Annotated in this window: 14 protein-coding genes, 1 tRNA gene and 1 riboswitch; of the genes, 8 read left to right on the top strand and 7 right to left on the bottom strand. The window is 70.2% G+C overall.

What is annotated here, in order from left to right:
* Positions 1-39 precede the first annotated feature (39 nt).
* The 4 genes from AC1DYG_RS04050 (at position 40) to AC1DYG_RS04035 (ending at position 2095) form a co-directional block, all read left to right on the top strand.
* Complete coding sequence (locus AC1DYG_RS04050; RefSeq protein WP_477638608.1) at positions 40-393, top strand: hypothetical protein; 354 nt, start codon at positions 40-42, stop codon at positions 391-393.
* A gap of 106 nt (positions 394-499) precedes the next feature.
* On the top strand, positions 500-991 hold the full coding sequence (locus AC1DYG_RS04045; protein ID WP_477638607.1) for a hypothetical protein: 492 nt from the start codon (positions 500-502) through the stop codon (positions 989-991).
* 95 nt (positions 992-1086) lie between these two features.
* Positions 1087-1575 carry a hypothetical protein gene (locus tag AC1DYG_RS04040; protein ID WP_477638606.1) on the top strand — a complete coding sequence of 163 codons (489 nt, stop codon included), beginning with the start codon at positions 1087-1089 and terminating at the stop codon, positions 1573-1575.
* 28 nt (positions 1576-1603) lie between these two features.
* A complete protein-coding gene (locus tag AC1DYG_RS04035) occupies positions 1604-2095 on the top strand; it encodes a hypothetical protein (protein WP_477638605.1) in 492 nt (163 codons plus the stop codon).
* Here AC1DYG_RS04035 and AC1DYG_RS04030 read toward each other — a convergent pair.
* The 4 genes from AC1DYG_RS04030 to AC1DYG_RS04015 form a co-directional block, all read right to left on the bottom strand.
* Positions 2092-2640, bottom strand: coding sequence for a cysteine hydrolase family protein (locus AC1DYG_RS04030; RefSeq protein WP_477638604.1), 549 nt, complete (start codon positions 2638-2640; stop codon positions 2092-2094). The genes AC1DYG_RS04035 and AC1DYG_RS04030 overlap by 4 nt on opposite strands.
* A complete protein-coding gene (locus AC1DYG_RS04025) occupies positions 2637-4100 on the bottom strand; it encodes a purine-cytosine permease family protein (protein WP_477638603.1) in 1464 nt (487 codons plus the stop codon). The genes AC1DYG_RS04030 and AC1DYG_RS04025 overlap by 4 nt, the downstream gene beginning before the upstream one ends.
* Before the next feature lie 174 nt (positions 4101-4274).
* Entirely contained in the window at positions 4275-4472 is a 198-nt protein-coding gene (locus AC1DYG_RS04020) for a DUF3073 domain-containing protein (protein ID WP_140739237.1), read from the bottom strand.
* A gap of 208 nt (positions 4473-4680) precedes the next feature.
* Complete coding sequence (locus AC1DYG_RS04015) at positions 4681-5787, bottom strand: Glu/Leu/Phe/Val dehydrogenase dimerization domain-containing protein (RefSeq protein ID WP_477638602.1); 1107 nt, start codon at positions 5785-5787, stop codon at positions 4681-4683.
* A gap of 200 nt (positions 5788-5987) precedes the next feature.
* Between AC1DYG_RS04015 and AC1DYG_RS04010 the strand changes: the two genes are divergently transcribed.
* The 3 genes from AC1DYG_RS04010 to AC1DYG_RS04000 all read left to right on the top strand — a co-directional run bounded on the left by AC1DYG_RS04010 (position 5988) and on the right by AC1DYG_RS04000 (position 7872).
* Positions 5988-6176, top strand: coding sequence for a BldC family transcriptional regulator (locus tag AC1DYG_RS04010; RefSeq protein ID WP_179421480.1), 189 nt, complete (start codon positions 5988-5990; stop codon positions 6174-6176).
* A 67-nt stretch (positions 6177-6243) separates the two neighbouring features.
* The gene (locus AC1DYG_RS04005; RefSeq protein ID WP_477638601.1) at positions 6244-7359 is read left to right on the top strand and encodes a CaiB/BaiF CoA transferase family protein; all 1116 of its coding nucleotides are present in this window, start codon (positions 6244-6246) and stop codon (positions 7357-7359) included.
* Between the two features lie 120 nt (positions 7360-7479).
* Positions 7480-7872, top strand: coding sequence for a hypothetical protein (locus AC1DYG_RS04000; protein ID WP_477638600.1), 393 nt, complete (start codon positions 7480-7482; stop codon positions 7870-7872).
* A 171-nt stretch (positions 7873-8043) separates the two neighbouring features.
* Here the strand turns inward: AC1DYG_RS04000 and AC1DYG_RS03995 are convergent, their stop codons facing one another.
* The 3 genes from AC1DYG_RS03995 to AC1DYG_RS03985 all read right to left on the bottom strand — a co-directional run bounded on the left by AC1DYG_RS03995 (position 8044) and on the right by AC1DYG_RS03985 (position 13582).
* Positions 8044-11448 (bottom strand): response regulator, encoded by a 3405-nt coding sequence (locus tag AC1DYG_RS03995; protein ID WP_477638599.1) that lies wholly within the window; start codon positions 11446-11448, stop codon positions 8044-8046.
* Positions 11449-11498: 50 nt separating this feature from the next.
* Positions 11499-13370 carry a sensor histidine kinase gene (locus AC1DYG_RS03990; RefSeq protein WP_477638598.1) on the bottom strand — a complete coding sequence of 624 codons (1872 nt, stop codon included), beginning with the start codon at positions 13368-13370 and terminating at the stop codon, positions 11499-11501.
* A gap of 135 nt (positions 13371-13505) precedes the next feature.
* Positions 13506-13582: transfer RNA gene (locus tag AC1DYG_RS03985), tRNA-Phe, on the bottom strand.
* A 170-nt stretch (positions 13583-13752) separates the two neighbouring features.
* Between AC1DYG_RS03985 and AC1DYG_RS03980 the strand changes: the two genes are divergently transcribed.
* Positions 13753-14679: an NADP-dependent oxidoreductase gene (locus AC1DYG_RS03980; protein WP_477638597.1), complete on the top strand. Its 927-nt coding sequence runs from the start codon at positions 13753-13755 to the stop codon at positions 14677-14679.
* Positions 14680-14846: 167 nt separating this feature from the next.
* A riboswitch (SAM riboswitch) is annotated at positions 14847-14961 on the top strand.
* Positions 14962-15109: the final 148 nt, after the last annotated feature.

Here is a 15109-nt window from a genome sequence, read left to right as displayed (position 1 = left end):
CCATGCGGCGGGTGCAGGCCGCCCATCACACTGAGCGGCATGAGCACCCGCTCGCGCAGCACGGTGGCCTGGTCCCTCGGGGTCGGGTGGATCGGCGCGCTCGCCATCGGGGCTGCCGGGCTGGTGCTCATCGTGATGGTCGACGTCGTCTCGGCAGCTCTGGACGTCGTCGGCCACGCTCCGTCGGATCCGACGTCGAACGCTGACATCTGGGTGGTGACCGGCGCGTCGATGGCGTTGTGCCTTGCTGTCGCGGGCGTCGGGGGTTGGACCCTTGCGGGCGCGCCCGACGGCCTGACCCCGCGATGGCTGGCCGGGCTGGTGGCGGGACTGGTCGGCGTGGCCGCGGGGGCCGCCGTCTTCGCGATCATGTTCGGGTTCACCCCGATCTGAGCCCGATCGAGGTCCGGCCCTGATGCCAGCTCCTGCACCAGACGACGTGGCGCCGGACCCCTTCTGCGCCTTCCGCCGGCGGCTCCGGCGGGGTTACCGTCGGGCTGTGTGGGCGCCACAGCACGAGGACCAGTCGGTACGCCAGTACCGCTTCCTCCTGCGCACGGCCCCCCTCGACGCGCTCGAAGAGGCCCACGTCGAAGTGCTGGCGCCCATGGCGCGGGCTCGGCGGGCGATGGTCCTGTGGGCCGTCCAGGACGGGCTGGTGGCCGGACTGCGCCTGCGCCCGGAGGACGTCCGATCCATCGCCCATCTGGTCACCCTGGGGGAGCGCCGGCGCCCGGGTGACTTCTTGCGTGCGTGTCTGCCCAGCGTGCTGCTGGAGCTGGCCGAGGGCATCCTCGTGGCCGAGGCCATGTTCGGCCGCTTCGGCGGGTATGCCGCGTGGGACGGGGCCGAGCCCGAGCTCACCGAAGGTGGCGAGTGGGTGGACGGCGGCTTCGGCGAGCACTGGCACGACGCACTGATGGGCCATGTGATCTACCGCAACTTCGCGGGCGGGCCGAGCTCACCGGACACCGCTTTCGGCGGCCACTGAGACCCCTGTCCGTCGCTGAGATCCCCCATCTGGTGGAGTCCGAAAACGCATTCTGGGTGAGCCCCTTCGCACCCCGGCTGCCTAGCGTCGGACACGTGAGCTTGTTCAAGCGGCGGCAGGTCGATCCGGTGGGCCCGGTCGAGCGTCCCGAGGTCCGCCAGTACCGCTACCTGCTCCGCACGGCTGACCTCGAGACACTGGTAGCCGTCCATGGCGACGCGCTCGGTTCGCTCGACCTGCTGATCCGTGCGCACATCCTGCGCACCGCCCAGGACCGCCTGCTCAGCGGGCGAGAGCTCACCGTGGACGACGTCACGGGGATCGCCCACCTCGTCGCGGCCGGAGAGGTCCGCACGCCCGGGATCATCGTGTCGGCCCTGACCGATGCCGCGCTCGAGCGGCTCGCGACCAGGGTCATCACCCGGCCGGCGGCGGTTCCGCTGCTGGCGGGTCACGAGAGCTGGGACGGCCAGGACGCCGATCTCAGGGAAGCGGTCACCCGGTCGTCGCTGAGGGCAGCCTCGCGGGCCTCGCGGAGAACAGGGCCGGCACTGGCTCCGGAAGGCACCCCTCAGCGTGCCTGACCGCGGTCTAGCATGAGGCATGGGGACCATGGCTGATCGTGCACCCGAGGACCAGGTCGTCCGGCAGTACCGCTTCCTGCTCCGCACCGGGCCACTGGACGCACTGCTGGCCGCTCACCACGAGGCCCTCGGCGGCCTAGGTCAGGACACCCGTACCCGCGTGCTGACCGCCGTCCAGGACGGGTTGGTGGCCGGCCAGCGGCTCGGTCCGGGCGATACGGCGGCGATTGCCCGGCTGGTCAGCATCGGCGAGCGCCGCAACCCGCGCGGCTTCCTCGACGCCTGCGAGCCCGCGGCGCTGCGCCTGCTCGCCGACGGGGTCCTCCACGCCGAAGCCACCTTCGGCCTCTTCGCCGGGTATGCCGCGTGGGACGGGCTCGACCCCGAGCCCACGGACGTGGGGGTGGACCACGGTGGTGACCCGCAGTCGACCAGGCTCGAGGATGCCGGGGCCGAGGCCAAGGCATTGGCCCAGAGCCACGCCATGAGCGTGCAGCCGTGGGCAGGTGCCGGCTTCTAGGCCTCCGCCAGCAGCTCCGCCGTCGTCGCGAGTGACACCAACGGCGCGTAGAGCGACATCACGTCGAGCGCCTTCTGGTGGTTGTCGTCGGTCGATCCCGCACAGGCGTCGGTCACGACCGTGATCGACGCGCCGGCGTCGGCCGCGGCCAGCACCGTTGAGATCACGCAGCAGTCGGTCGCCACGCCGGCGACGAGCAGCGACGGCTGTTCGCCCACCACCGCCCGCAGGTCGGGGGTCCACTTGCCGAACGTCGTGGCCACGACCGTCGTGGTCGCGTGGCCCGCCACGTCGTCGGTCAGCTCGTACAACGGGTCGTCCGCAGGCCGCAGGGCCCAGGGGAACTCCTCGTAGTAGGGCAGCCAGGCCCCGGTGGGCTCGGCAGGCGCGACGAACCGGGTGAAGACCGACCGGTCACCGTAGGCCTCTGCGAGACGTACGACGTTGGCCGCGGCCGCGGCATACCGGGGAGCGCACCAGGCGCTGGACGGGTCGCCGAAGACGCGTTGCAGGTCGATCGCCACGAACCAGGGGCGACCACTCACGTGCCGGCCTCCTGGCGGCGCACCGTGCCGCGCCGCAGGACGAGGGCCAGCCCGAAGGACAGCACCAGGGCCACCAGCACGCCGAGGTTGGCGTAGGCCCAGGCGCCGTCCTTGCCGCCCAGCCCGAGCGGACCGAGCAGGTAGCCCTGCCAGTTGTTCCACGAAGCGTCGTCGGCGAAGAGGTTGATGACCAGGCCCCAGCCGATCACGGAGGTGGCGATCAGGATCGCGATCGAGGTCCAGTCCCACGCGCCGTAGACGCCCCGCACGTCGAACAGGGCCTCCTCGTCGTAGTCGCGGCGGCGCGCCACGATGTCGGCGATCATGATCCCGGCCCAGCTCGCGAGCGGCACTCCGAGGGTGATGAGGAACGACTGGAACGGGTTGATGAAGCTGTCGGCGAAGAAGACGACGTAGATCGTGCCGATGGTGAGGATGACGCCGTCGATCAGGGCCGCACGGGGGCGGGGGATCCGGACGCCGAGCGAGAGCAGGGTCAGCCCGGAGGAGTAGATCCCGAGGACAGCCCCGCTCACCAGGGCCAGGATGGCGGCCACGAGGAACGGCACGAGGAACCAGGTGGGCAGGATCGTGGCCAGCGTCCCGACCGGGTCGCTCTGGATGCCCTGGCTGAGCTTGTCGTCGGAGCCCGCGAGCAGGAGGCCGTAGACCACCAGCAGGACAGGTGCGAGGGCGCCGCCGAAGGTGTTCCACAGCACGATCGACGAGCCGGAGGCGTCCCGGCGCTGGTAGCGCGACCAGTCGGCGGCGATGTTGATCCAGCCGAGCCCGAAGCCCGTCATCACCAGGACGAGCGCCCCCACGACGGCCTGCGTGGACCCGGCCGGAATGGCGCTGACGGTGGACCAGTCGACGTCCTTGACCGTCAGGGCGATGTACACGACGGTCGCGACCCCGGTGATCCAGGTCAGCCACGACTGGAGCCGCATGATGATGTGGTAGCCGGCCACGGACGCCAGCACGATGAGGGTCGCGGTGACGACGCAGGCGACGATCTTGGTGCCCGTGCCGCCGCCCCAGCCGAGCTGCCTGAAGATGGTCGCGGTGGCCAGGGTCGCCGTGATCGCGAGGAACGTCTCCCAGCCGATCGACGTCAGCCAGGACACGACGCCCGGCACCTTCTGGCCGGTGACCCCGAAGGCGGCACGCGACAGCACCATGGTCGGGGCCGAGCCGCGCTTGCCGGCGATCGCGATGACCCCGCAGAGCAGGAACGACACGACGACTCCGACCACCGCGACCAGCACGGCCTGCCAGAACGAGATGCCGAAACCGAGCACGAAGCCGGCATAGCTGATCCCGAAGACCGACACGTTGGCCGCGAACCAGGGCCAGAACAGGTCCTGCGGCCTCGCGGTCCGGTCGGCCTCGTCGATGATCTCGATGCCGGTGGTCTCCACCCCCAGGCGCTGGGTCTGCGCGCGCGTGCCTGTGCTCATGACGCGAGCGTAGACCGCGGCCCGCGCGCTGCGTCGGCACCACGGCATACCGCGTCGGGGAACGGGCACGGCGACGCCACGGCATGCGGCGATGGCCGCACGCCGCGGCGCGGCGGAGGTGACACACGAGCCCGAGGGCCCGCGCATGAGGTGGAGGTCAGTCAGGACGTCAGGTCATTGCTGACCCGAGGCCCACTTTCCGTATTCGTCGTACTCGTCCTCACCCACGGAGCTGTCGGAAACAGGTTCCGGCTCCGCGTAGGAAGACCCGTGCAGTTCTCGCTCAAGCGCCGTCAGGTCGGTGTTGGGAGAGAAGTACTTCAGCTCCCGAGCGACCTTGGTCTGCTTGGCTTTGGCCCGGCCGCGCCCCATGGCGTGACCCCCTCATGCGTCTGCCGGGACGGCATCGCCTTGTCGAGTCACCATGTCGGCGCCTCGGCTCGACGGAGCGGTCCCGGGAATCGTGTATTTGTCGTGAGGACAACGCTACATGAGCGATGCAAGTTCTGTGGCGAGACCCGCGTCTCACTGGGCGATGTCGTGCTCAGATCACGCGCTCAGACCTGACCAGAGGTCGTGCTCAGCGCGCAGGCAGCCAGATCCCGGCCGCCTGCCTGGCCGCCATCCGCTCCTCCGCGATGTGGTCGGCTGCCGCCGCGGGCGTGATGTTGCGCGCATCCGCCGTCTCGAGCACTTCGAGGGTGTGGTCGAAGATCGCCGTGGCGCCCTTCTTGGCGCGCTCGAAGTCGAAACCGTGCAGCTCGTCACTGACCTGGATGACCCCGCCGGCGTTGACGAGGAAATCCGGGGCGTAGGTGATGCCGCGCTCGCGGAGCCGGTCGGCCGTGCCACCCTCCCCCTCGACCACCAGCTGGTTGTTCGCGCCGCCACAGACGACGGTGGCCCGCAGGGCCTCCACGGTGGTGTCGTCGAGCGCGCCGCCGAGGGCGCAGGGCGCGTAGACGTCGATGTCGGAGGCCACGAGGGTCGCGGTGTCGGGGACGACCTCGATCTCGGGGTGCAGGGCCGTCAGGGCTGCCAGGGCCTGCTCGTTGACATCGGTCACCACGACCGTGGCGCCGTCCTCCAGCAGGTGTCCAGCGAGGATGCGGCCGACCTTGCCGACCCCTGCGATGCCGACGGTGCGGCCCTTGAGGGTCGGCTGGCCCCACAGGTGCTGGGCGGCAGCGCGCTGGCCCTGGAAGACACCGAAGGCGGTGAGCACGGAGGAGTCGCCCGCCCCGCCGTTGGCCTCGGACCGGCCGGTGGCGAAGCGGGTGGTCTCGCTGACGATGTCCATGTCCGCGACATAGGTGCCCACGTCGCAGGCCGTGACGTAGCGGCCGCCGAGTGACTCGACGAAGCGGCCGTAGGCACGCAGCAGGTCGGGCGTCTTGTCGGTCGCGGGGTCGCCGATGATGACGGCCTTGCCGCCGCCGAGGTCGAGCCCGGCCACCGCGTTCTTGTAGGCCATCCCCTTGGACAGCCGCAGCACGTCGGCCAGGGCCGCGTCCTCGCTGGCGTAGGGGTAGAACCGCGTGCCGCCCAGGGCCGGCCCGAGAGCCGTGCTGTAGATCCCGATGATGGCCCGCAGGCCGGTCGCCCGATCGTGGCAGAAGACCACTTGTTCGTGCTGGGACGTCGAGGCGGAGGACATCGAGATGCTGGGCGGCGAGGACGCGGTCACGGTGGTGACTCCTTGAGCTCGGTGAGGCGCTGGGCGGGGAGGCCGGCGCGGATCGCGCGCCGGCACCCAGCGTAATCCCGCTCACGGGTTGGTCTGGTGACTAGTCCTAACGGGCCATATCGGATGACCCGTTGGGAATGTTCCCAAAGGGTCCCGCTTGTCCGATTATGGAAGCACGTCCCCTGCACTAGGAGTTAGACATGGTTACTCGCACCACCGAGGTCGAGAAGTTGCTCACGCCCGCGGAGGTGGCATCACTGTTCCGGGTCGACCCCAAGACAGTGACTCGTTGGGCCAAGGCGGGGAAGCTCAACTCCATCCGCACCCTCGGCGGGCATCGCCGCTACCGCGAGGTAGAGGTTCGCGCGCTGCTCACTGACGTCCTCTGACAGACGAGCGCGTCAGGGGCAGGGCCTGGCGCGCACCTGACAGTGGGGTGGCGGTACGTTCGGTCCCATGGACTCGGCGCGCCGTTCTGGCCCCCTCGCGGGCGTCCGGGTCGTCGAGGTCGGCGGTATCGGTCCGGGGCCCTTCGCCGCGATGATGCTGTCCGACCTGGGCGCCGACGTCGTGCGCGTCGACCGGCCGGGCGAGGACCTGAGATCTACCCATGCGGTGCTGCTGCGGGGGCGGCGTTCCGTGGTCGTGGACCTCAAGTCCGACGAGGGTCGCTCCGTCGTGCTCGGGCTCATCGCCCGGTCAGACGTCCTCATCGAGGGATTTCGTCCGGGTGTTGCCGAGCGCCTCGGCTTTGGTCCAGACGTTGCGCTGCAACGCAATCCGCGGATCGTCTATGGCCGCATGACCGGGTGGGGCCAGGACGGACCGTATGCCGCGCTGGCCGGTCACGACATCACCTACCTGGCCGTTGCCGGCGTTCTCGACGCGTTCGCCGGAGCCGACGGCCGTCCGGTGCCACCGCTGAACCTGCTCGGGGACTTCGGCGGCGGGGGCATGCTGCTGGCACTCGGGGTCGTCTCCGCGTTGTGGCACGCGCGCGAGTCCGGGCAGGGCCAGGTCGTCGATGCCGCGATCGTCGACGGGGTCGCGGCGATGACCGCGATGCACCAGTCGATGCTCGGGTCGGGGATGTGGCCCGCGGCAAGGGGGGCCAACCTCTTCGACGGGGGCGCGCCCTTCTACCGCTGCTACCGCACGAGCGACGACCGCTGGGTCGCGGTGGGGGCGATCGAGCCGATCTTCTACGAGCGGTTCCTCGGCGGGCTGGGGCTGGACCGCGCCACGGTGGGAGTCGACCAGATGGACGTCGCCTCCTGGCCGCGGGTCTCGGAGGTGATCGCCGACCGTTTCGCCGCACGGCCCCTCGCGGACTGGGTGGCCGTCTTCGTCGACCTCGACGCCTGCGTGGCGCCAGTGCTCACCGCCCAGGAGGCGCGCTCCGACGCCCACCTCGCCGCCAGGCAGGCGTATGCCGCCGTCCCCGGCGCGCCCGGAACGGTGCAGCCGGCGCCGGCCCCGCGGTTCTCGGCGACCCCCGCGGCGGCGGGGCAACCCGCGGGCCCGCCGGGGCGGCATACCGACGAGATCGTGCGTGGGCTAGCGGAACGTTAGGCGGATTGACGGTCCACCGAACAGCCGACCCAATGGTCAAGGCTTGTTAAAGTTCGTTCTCCACAGCGCAAATCCGCGCTTCCATCAAGGGGCAGACCTCTTCACCCCCTTGGAGCCCCAGTGACCAACAGCCTCGGCAGTTTCCTGCAGGAGCAGCTTCGCGTGCTCGGCTGGAGCCGTGCGACCCTCGCGATGCGCAGCGGTCTGGACGAGTGGACGCTGGAAGGCATCATCGACTCTCCGGTCCTGCCGGAGTGGCCCCAGCCCGACGAGATGCTCGCGCTGTCCCGTGCGCTGTGCCTCTCCGTCCGCGAGATCGTGCTGAGGTCTGCCGAGGCGTGCGGCCTGTCCGTCCTCGGCGGGATCGAGCACCCCGAGGCCGTACTGCTGGCCACCAACGACGAGCTGATGCGCGAAGTGCGCCGTCGGCTGGCCCTCGGTGCCCAAACGGGGCAGTACATCACCAGCGCACCCCAGCACTGGGGTGTCGACACCGGCGCACAGTCGGCGTAGCGGCGGCCGGCACCACCCCCTGCGGTGCCGGGTCGTTCGACAAACCCAGCCCTCGTCCCTCAGCCAGACGGGTGCTGGAACGGCAAGAGAGCATGTCCCTTCAACGGGAGCCACCGGCCATCTCACCAGATGGCCGGTGGCTTTCGTTGAGGCCTTGGTGGAGGCCGGTGGTCAGGACAGTCGGCGCAGCATGACGGCGAAGGCCTCGAGCGCCCGCACGGCCGCGTCGAGCTCACGTTCCACGGCCACCAGGGCCGGCTGGTCGACGACCACACCATCCTCGCCGCGGTGCTCGACGTCGGCGCAGAGCCGGGCGAGACGTTCGGCCCCGAGGTTGGCCGCGCTGCCCTTGAGGCCGTGCGCCGCGCGGCTCAGCTCGTGGGCCGCCCCCGCCTCCCGGTGCTCGCGCATGGTCGCCAGCGCGGCTCGGGCATTGGGCCCGAACCTGTCGATGAAGCGCAGCAGCATCGTCGGATCGCCCGGGTCGAGCTCGAGCAGCTCCTCGAGGCGCGAGGGGTCCAGCAGGGTGGTGTCCGCGCGGGCCGCGAGCCTGCGGCTGGCCGTGGCGTCGGTGTCGGGGCTCTGGTCGCCGTTGGCGGGAACCCACCGCTCCAGCGTCTCGCGCAGCAGCGCCACGTCGACCGGTTTGGTCAGGAAGTCGTCCATGCCCGACTCGAGGCAGCGTTCGCGCTCGCCCGCGATGGCCGCGGCCGTCATCGCGATGATGGGCGTGCGGTACTGGTCGTCCTCGAACGAGCGGATCATCCGCGTCGCGTCGTAACCGTCCATCTGGGGCATCTGGCAGTCCATCAGCACCGCGTCGTATGCGCCGTCGGCCGACTGGAACGAGTAGTAGCCGGCCAGTCCGTTCTCGGCGATGTCCACGGCATACCCGAGGCTCTCGAGGATGCCGACGGCCACCATCTGGTTCACCTCGTTGTCCTCCACGACCAGGACGCGGCCGCGTGAACCCATCGGGGCACGCAGGTCGGGACGGCCGGCCGTCGCGGGGACAGCCCCGGGCCCGCCCGCCGGGACAGCCCCGGGCCCGCCCGCCGGGACAGTCTCGGCGCGGGCGCCGGCCACGTTGGCGAGGGTGTCCAGCAGGCTGGAGGGCAACACCGGTTTGGTGAGGGAGACGTCGATGCCAGCCGCCGCCAGGACCTCCGGATCGAGGTCCATCGCCGAGGTGAGCAGGACGATCCTGGTGTCACCGAAGCGGCCGTCCCCGCGCGTCATCCGGGCGAACTGCTCACCGTTGACGCCAGGCATCAGGTAGTCGAGCAGCACCACGTCGAAGGGCAGGCCCCGCCGATGGGCGTCGTCGAGGAGCCCGAGGCCCTCGACCCCGGACGAGGCGATCGCCGCCTCGATCGACCAGCCGGCCAGCTGCTCCTCGAGGATGAACCGGTTGGTCTCGTTGTCGTCGACGACCAGGATGCGGAGCCCGGCCACCGAGGGCAGGGGCTCGGCCTTGGCGGCGCTGACGCTGGCCGGCGCGAACCGGACGGTGAACCAGAAAGTGCTCCCGAACCCGCTCTCGCTGTTGACGCCGATCTCACCACCCATCGCCTCGACGATCTGGCGACTGATGGCCAGGCCGAGGCCGGTGCCGCCGTACTCGCGAGTGGTGGAGCTGTCGCCCTGGGAGAACGCGGTGAACAACCGCTCCTTGACCTCCGGCGTCATGCCGGACCCGGTGTCACTGACCTCGATCCGCAGCACGATGCCCGCGTCGGTGGTCTCCGTGCTCGTCCCGTCACCGTTCCCGTGACCGGTCTCGAGGCCGGTCCCGTCAGCGTTCCCGTCACCGGGCTCGAGGCCGGTCTCGACGGTCGCCCGGACCACGACCTCACCGCTCGTGGTGAACTTCACGGCGTTGGCGGTCAGGTTGGAGATGACCTGCCCGAACCGCACGGGGTCACCGCACACGGCGGCCGGGACGTCCGGGTGGCAGGTCACGGCGAGCTCGAGGTCCTTGGCGCGGGCGCGCTCCGCCATCATGGTGGTGCTCTGCTCGACGATGGCACGCGGGTCGAAGTCCACCTCCTCGAGGTCGAGCCGCCCCGCCTCGATCTTGGACAGGTCGAGGATGTCGTTGACGAGGGACAGCAGGCTCCGCCCCGCGCCGTCGATGCCGTCGGTGAGCCGGCGCTGGTGGGACGTCAGCTCGGTGCGTCCCAGCAGCTCCGAAAGGCCGATCACGCCGTTGAGTGGAGTGCGGATCTCGTGGCTCATCGTCGCGAGGAACTCGGACTTGGCCATCGACGCGCTCATCGCCTTGTCGCGCGCCTGTTCGAGGCGTTCGGCGGCCAGCTCCCGCTCGGCGACCCGGGCGAAGATCGACGACGCCCTGGCCACCGTCAGCCCGTCACTGTCGGTGGGCGCGGTGGTGGCGCGAGTGTCCATGACGACGACGCAGGCGGCGTGGTCCTCGGCCACCACGGGCGCTGCGACGAGGGCGGTGCCCTCCGTCGTCACCGACGCCTGCGGGCTGAGCGACTCGGCGGCCGCCCGGGCGATCCGGGCCGCCTCGGCGAGGTCTTGCTCCGGCATGGCTCTCGTCTCCGCGGGCACGGGTTCGAGCTCGCCGTCCCGGGTCACCACCCAGGCAGCCACCGGCTGCCATCCGGTATGCCGTGCCACGTCCTGGAGGATCGTGGGGATCACCTCGGCCAGGGTGGTCGCCTCGTTGGCCGCGGTCGCCATGGAGGTGAGCAGGGCGAGTGCCTGTTCTGCGTCCTTGTTCTCGGTGATGTCCTGGGACGTGCCGCCCATGCGCAGCGGGGCACCGGTGGCCTCGTCGCGGGTCAACCGGCCCCGGCCCCGGATCCAGCGGAGCGACCCGTCGCTGTGGAAGATGCGCGCGTCGAACTCGAACTCGCCCGTCTCCTCGAGCGCGCGCCTGACGACTGCCGCCACCTCGTCGCGGTCGTCGGGGTGCATCCGGTCGAGGAACGCCTGGTAGTTCGGGACGAAGTCGGAGTCGGGCTCCACGCCGTAGATGCGGTAGAGCTCGTCCGACCAGGCCACGACGTCGCTGCCGACGTCCCATTCCCAGCTGCCGATCTTGGCGATGTGCTGTGCCTCGGCGAGCTGTGCCTCGCGCCGTTGCAGGGTGTCGATCAGCCGTCGCTGCTGGCTGTACTCGGTCACTCGATGCAACCAGCCGACGTGGCTGCCGTCGTCGTCCTTGATCGAGGTGTGGCTGACCAGTGCCCAGAACTGCTCGCCGTTCTTGCGCAGCAGACTGCACTCGAGGTTGCTGCCGGGGGCGCTGCTGCTCTGTAGTCCGCTGAGGTGTTCGGCGAACTGGACCTGGCCGGTCTCGTCCAGGGTCTCGAAGACGGACAGCCCGTCCATCTCGTCGGCGGTTCTGCCCAGCATCTGCGCGAGTCGGGCGTTGGCGAGCACCGTCCTGCCCTCGGCGTCGAAGACCCACAGGCCGTCGGGCGACGCCTCGACCAGCCAGCGGCTCAGTCGGTCGAGGTCCGCACGGGCGCCGAGCGGTCCGAGGCCGCGGATGCCTGCGGCACCTCCACGGGCGCCGGGGTCGAGGGGCTGCGGATGCTGCACTCAGTGATCTTCCTTCATCGGCCCGGAAGAAGCCCACTCAAACACACGATTCAGCCCAGATCCTGCGGGCTGGGACCCTCGATCCCGAGGGCCGGAAAGGCAACTTCGAAGGTCGTGCCGCGGCCCAGCTCGGACTCCACGCTGATCGAGCCGCCGTGGCGCGCGATGATCCGGGCGACGATGCTCAGGCCCAGGCCGGTACCGGGCACCTGGAGGGCAGCCGGATTGGTGCTGCGGAAGAACTCGGTGAACAGGGACTCCTGATCCTTGGGGGAGATGCCCAGCCCCTCGTCGGCGCACAGCAGGACGATGCTTTCGCGGTCTCGTCGGGTGCTCAGCCGCACGACGCCGTGGTCGGGGCTGAACTTCACCGCGTTGCTCACCAGGTTGTCGACGACGCGGGCAAGCTCCTCGGCGTTGCCGGCGACGACCGTGCCGCCCTCGACGAGGTCGCTGTCCAGCTGTATGCCGCGCTGTTCCGCGGCGGGCCGGAACATGTCCATCGCGTCCTGGGTCAAGCACGCGAGATCCACCTCGCTGCTGACCAGGGGGCGGTCCGGGTCGCTGACCTTCGACAGCGTGAGCAGGTCGTCGACCAGGGCCCGCAGCCGGTGGGTATTGCGTTCCATGACCCCGAGTGACCAGTCGGCGTCCGACTTCGGGTCGTTGCCCGTCGGCTCGTCGTCCGCCCTGGGGTCGTCGCGCAAGAGCTCGAGATGGCCGACGATGGACGTGAGCGGATTCTTGAGCTCGTGCGCCACTGTCGAGAACAGGGAGGTCTTCGCGCGGTCGGACTGGCGCAGCTGGTCGACCAGGCGGCGCTCGAGTTCCAGCAGGCGCGCATTGACGATGGCCCGTCCGATGTCACGTCCCATCTCCAGTGCCGACGCCGCCTCCGCATCGCTCCAGGTCGGCTCCTGGGCTGAGCGCGTGATGACGACATGGCCGAGGCATTCGCGGCCCGCTCCGATGGGGGCGAGCATCCAGGCTCCCCCGCCGAAGGCGGCTGTGAACGCGAGCATGGTGCCGACCTCCTCGTCGGTCAGCAGTCCCTGTGGGTGGGTGGACCCCGCCCGCACCAGGGCTGCGGTCCGCCGACGCCAGCATTGCTGCGCCACGCGCCGCACCAGGTTCACGACGTCCGCGGGGGCACTGTCCGCGCCGTGTCCGAAGTGGGCGACGACACCTCCATCGGCGGGATCGTTCTCGTGGCCGAACGTGCGCACCCAGATCGCCGACCCCTTCAAACCCTCCAGCACGGGTTCGACGACGGCTTCCACGGCGCGAGCGGGATCAAGGATCTCCTGCGAGATCCGGGCAACGGTGTGCACGGCGGCGGCGAGGCGTACCTGCTCGGCCAGCGCCAGCCGCTGTCGGGCACCGTTGATCGCGATGCCTGCTTGGTTGGCGAAGACCTCGAGCAGGCCCTGCTGCACCTCGTCGGGGCGCCTGCCACTGAGTGGAAGGTCGACGGTGATCATGCCCAGCCACGTGCCGGCGACGTCGTAGAAGGGCGCCAGCAACGTGTCGAGGGGGTCCCAGGAGTCGGGTTCTCCAATCGCGGAGACCTCCCACCCCTCTGCCACCCAGCCGGGCTGCGAGGTCGGCGGCAACCGGTCCGCCGGGACGAAACGCAGCGTGCCCCACTGCTCCGCGATCTCGAACTCGGCCTCGACCAGGCCGCGCGGGGTGCGTCGCCCCATCAGCTCGCGACGGGCTCCGGCGTCGCCGGCGACGGCAACGACCTCGAGGTCCCCGTCCGGCTGGACGAGGCTGATCGCGGCCACCCGAAAGCCGACCACGTCCGCTGCGCCCTCGACGATCAGGTCGAGCACGTCCTGCAGGCTCTCCTGACCACTGGCGCGGTTCATCAGCTCAGACAGGCGCCGCAACGCCTGCACTCCGGTCGAGGTCAAGACCATCGACTGCTCACCTCCGACCGATTGTTGCGGCTCCCCAGCACCGGTGCAGGCTAATCGCAACGTGCCCTCCGCCACCCCCTTTTCTCCCCACACATAAACCCCCCCGGTCAGCGTGGTGCTGACCTGCGGCTCTCGTGGTGGCCAGGGGCGGGGTCGAACCGCCGACCTTCCGATTTTCAGTCGGACGCTCGTACCAACTGAGCTACCTGGCCGTGGGTGCAGGTGTGTGGTGCCACTGCGATCCCGAACATGCGATCGCGGCGGTCTCGTGCCGAAGCCCGGGGGACCGTCGCGACTGCAGGATCATAGCCGATCCGTGCTGCCCGCTCACAACCGGCTGCAATCGCGGAATAGCCGCGTGTGCAACCAAGTTGCGTCCCCCATGAAGGCAATCACCTTCGCCGAGTACGGCGACCCCGACATCCTCCAGCTCTCCGACCTCCCCGACCCCAAGGTCGGCCCGGGTGAGGTGCTGATCCGCGTCCGCAGCGCGGCCGTGAACCCCGTCGACTGGAAGGTCCTCAAGGGCTACCTCGACGGCCTCATGGTCGTGGAGTTCCCCGCGATCCCCGGCTGGGACGTCTCCGGAGTCGTCGAGGCGGTCGGCCCAGACACCCCCGAGTGGGCCGTCGGCGACCACGTGATCGCCTACGCCCGCAAGGACTGGGTGCAGGGCGGCACCTTCGCCGAGCTCGTCACCGCGCCGGTTCGCACCGTCGCGCGCAAGCCGAAGTCGCTCGACTGGCACCAGGCGGCGGGCCTCCCGCTCGCCGGCCTCACGGCATACCAGCTGCTGGCTCGGCTGGGGATCAAGGACGGCGAGACCGTCCTCGTGCACGCCGCCGCCGGTGGCGTCGGCCTCTTCGCCGTCCAGATCGCCCGCGCCCTCGGCGCGCGCGTGATCGGCACCGCCTCCGAGGGCAACCACGAGTTCCTGCGCGGGCTGGGTGCCGAGCCCGTGACGTATGGCGCTGGGCTGGCCGAGCGCGTGCGTGATCTCTCGCCCGACGGCGTGGACGTCGTGGCCGACTTCGTGGGCGGCGTCCTGGACGTGACGCAGGCGGTCCTCGCCGACGGTGGCCGGCACGGGTCGATTGCCGACGGCACCGTCGCCGCGGCGGGTGGGCTGGCGGCCTGGGTGCGACCCGACGCGGAGGACCTGACGGCGCTGGGTGACCTGGCCGACGCCGGGAGGCTGACCGTCCCGGTGGCCGAGGTGTTCGCGCTCGCGGATGCGGCGAAGGCGTTCGAGCTCAGCCAGACCGGGCACGTCCGCGGCAAGATCGCCATCGAGGTCAGCACCGATTGAGGTTGTGTGCCTGAGGTTGAGCTCTGACTCCGCCTCAGGCACACAACTGCTCGAAAAGAGCGCCCGCGCAACGGATTCCGTGCGTGGGCGCCCTTCGTCGTCCCAGCATGCGAGAGGCATATCCTACTTATTTGATAGGTAATGAAGGAACCGCTACCTTCGACGCAGGTCATGAGTTCCAGTGACAAGCCCCGGCTCACTGGACGGCAACCCTCCCACTCGCGGTGGGGTGCTCCGGGTGAAGACCTGGCGGCAGTCGAGCGACTGTCGCAAGCGCGAGGCTCTCGAGCCTCATCCGAGGACGGAAACCCATGAAGGACAACGGATCCAGGCAGGCAGCCGCTCGCTCCTGCCGACCCGTCCTGCGCAGGCACATCGACCTGCTCAGGGTTTCCAGCGCGCTCTGTCAACACTGACGCTCCTCCTCGAA

This window comes from Pedococcus sp. P1_H8 (assembly GCF_056405175.1).
Note: the sequence above shows the minus strand (reverse complement) of the source record. Positions and strands in the feature narration are given on the sequence as shown.

Bases quoted from the DNA above. Each gene is read 5' to 3' on its own strand.
- AC1DYG_RS04020 (WP_140739237.1), bottom strand. From the start codon at position 4,472: ATGGGGCGCGGCCGGGCCAAAGCCAAGCAGACCAAGGTCGCTCGGGAG.
- AC1DYG_RS03990 (WP_477638598.1), bottom strand. From the start codon at position 13,370: ATGGTCTTGACCTCGACCGGAGTGCAGGCGTTGCGGCGCCTGTCTGAG.
- AC1DYG_RS04005 (WP_477638601.1), top strand. From the start codon at position 6,244: ATGGACTCGGCGCGCCGTTCTGGCCCCCTCGCGGGCGTCCGGGTCGTC.
- AC1DYG_RS04025 (WP_477638603.1), bottom strand. From the start codon at position 4,100: ATGAGCACAGGCACGCGCGCGCAGACCCAGCGCCTGGGGGTGGAGACC.
- AC1DYG_RS03980 (WP_477638597.1), top strand. From the start codon at position 13,753: ATGAAGGCAATCACCTTCGCCGAGTACGGCGACCCCGACATCCTCCAG.
- AC1DYG_RS04010 (WP_179421480.1), top strand. From the start codon at position 5,988: ATGGTTACTCGCACCACCGAGGTCGAGAAGTTGCTCACGCCCGCGGAG.
- AC1DYG_RS04035 (WP_477638605.1), top strand. From the start codon at position 1,604: ATGGCTGATCGTGCACCCGAGGACCAGGTCGTCCGGCAGTACCGCTTC.
- AC1DYG_RS04050 (WP_477638608.1), top strand. From the start codon at position 40: ATGAGCACCCGCTCGCGCAGCACGGTGGCCTGGTCCCTCGGGGTCGGG.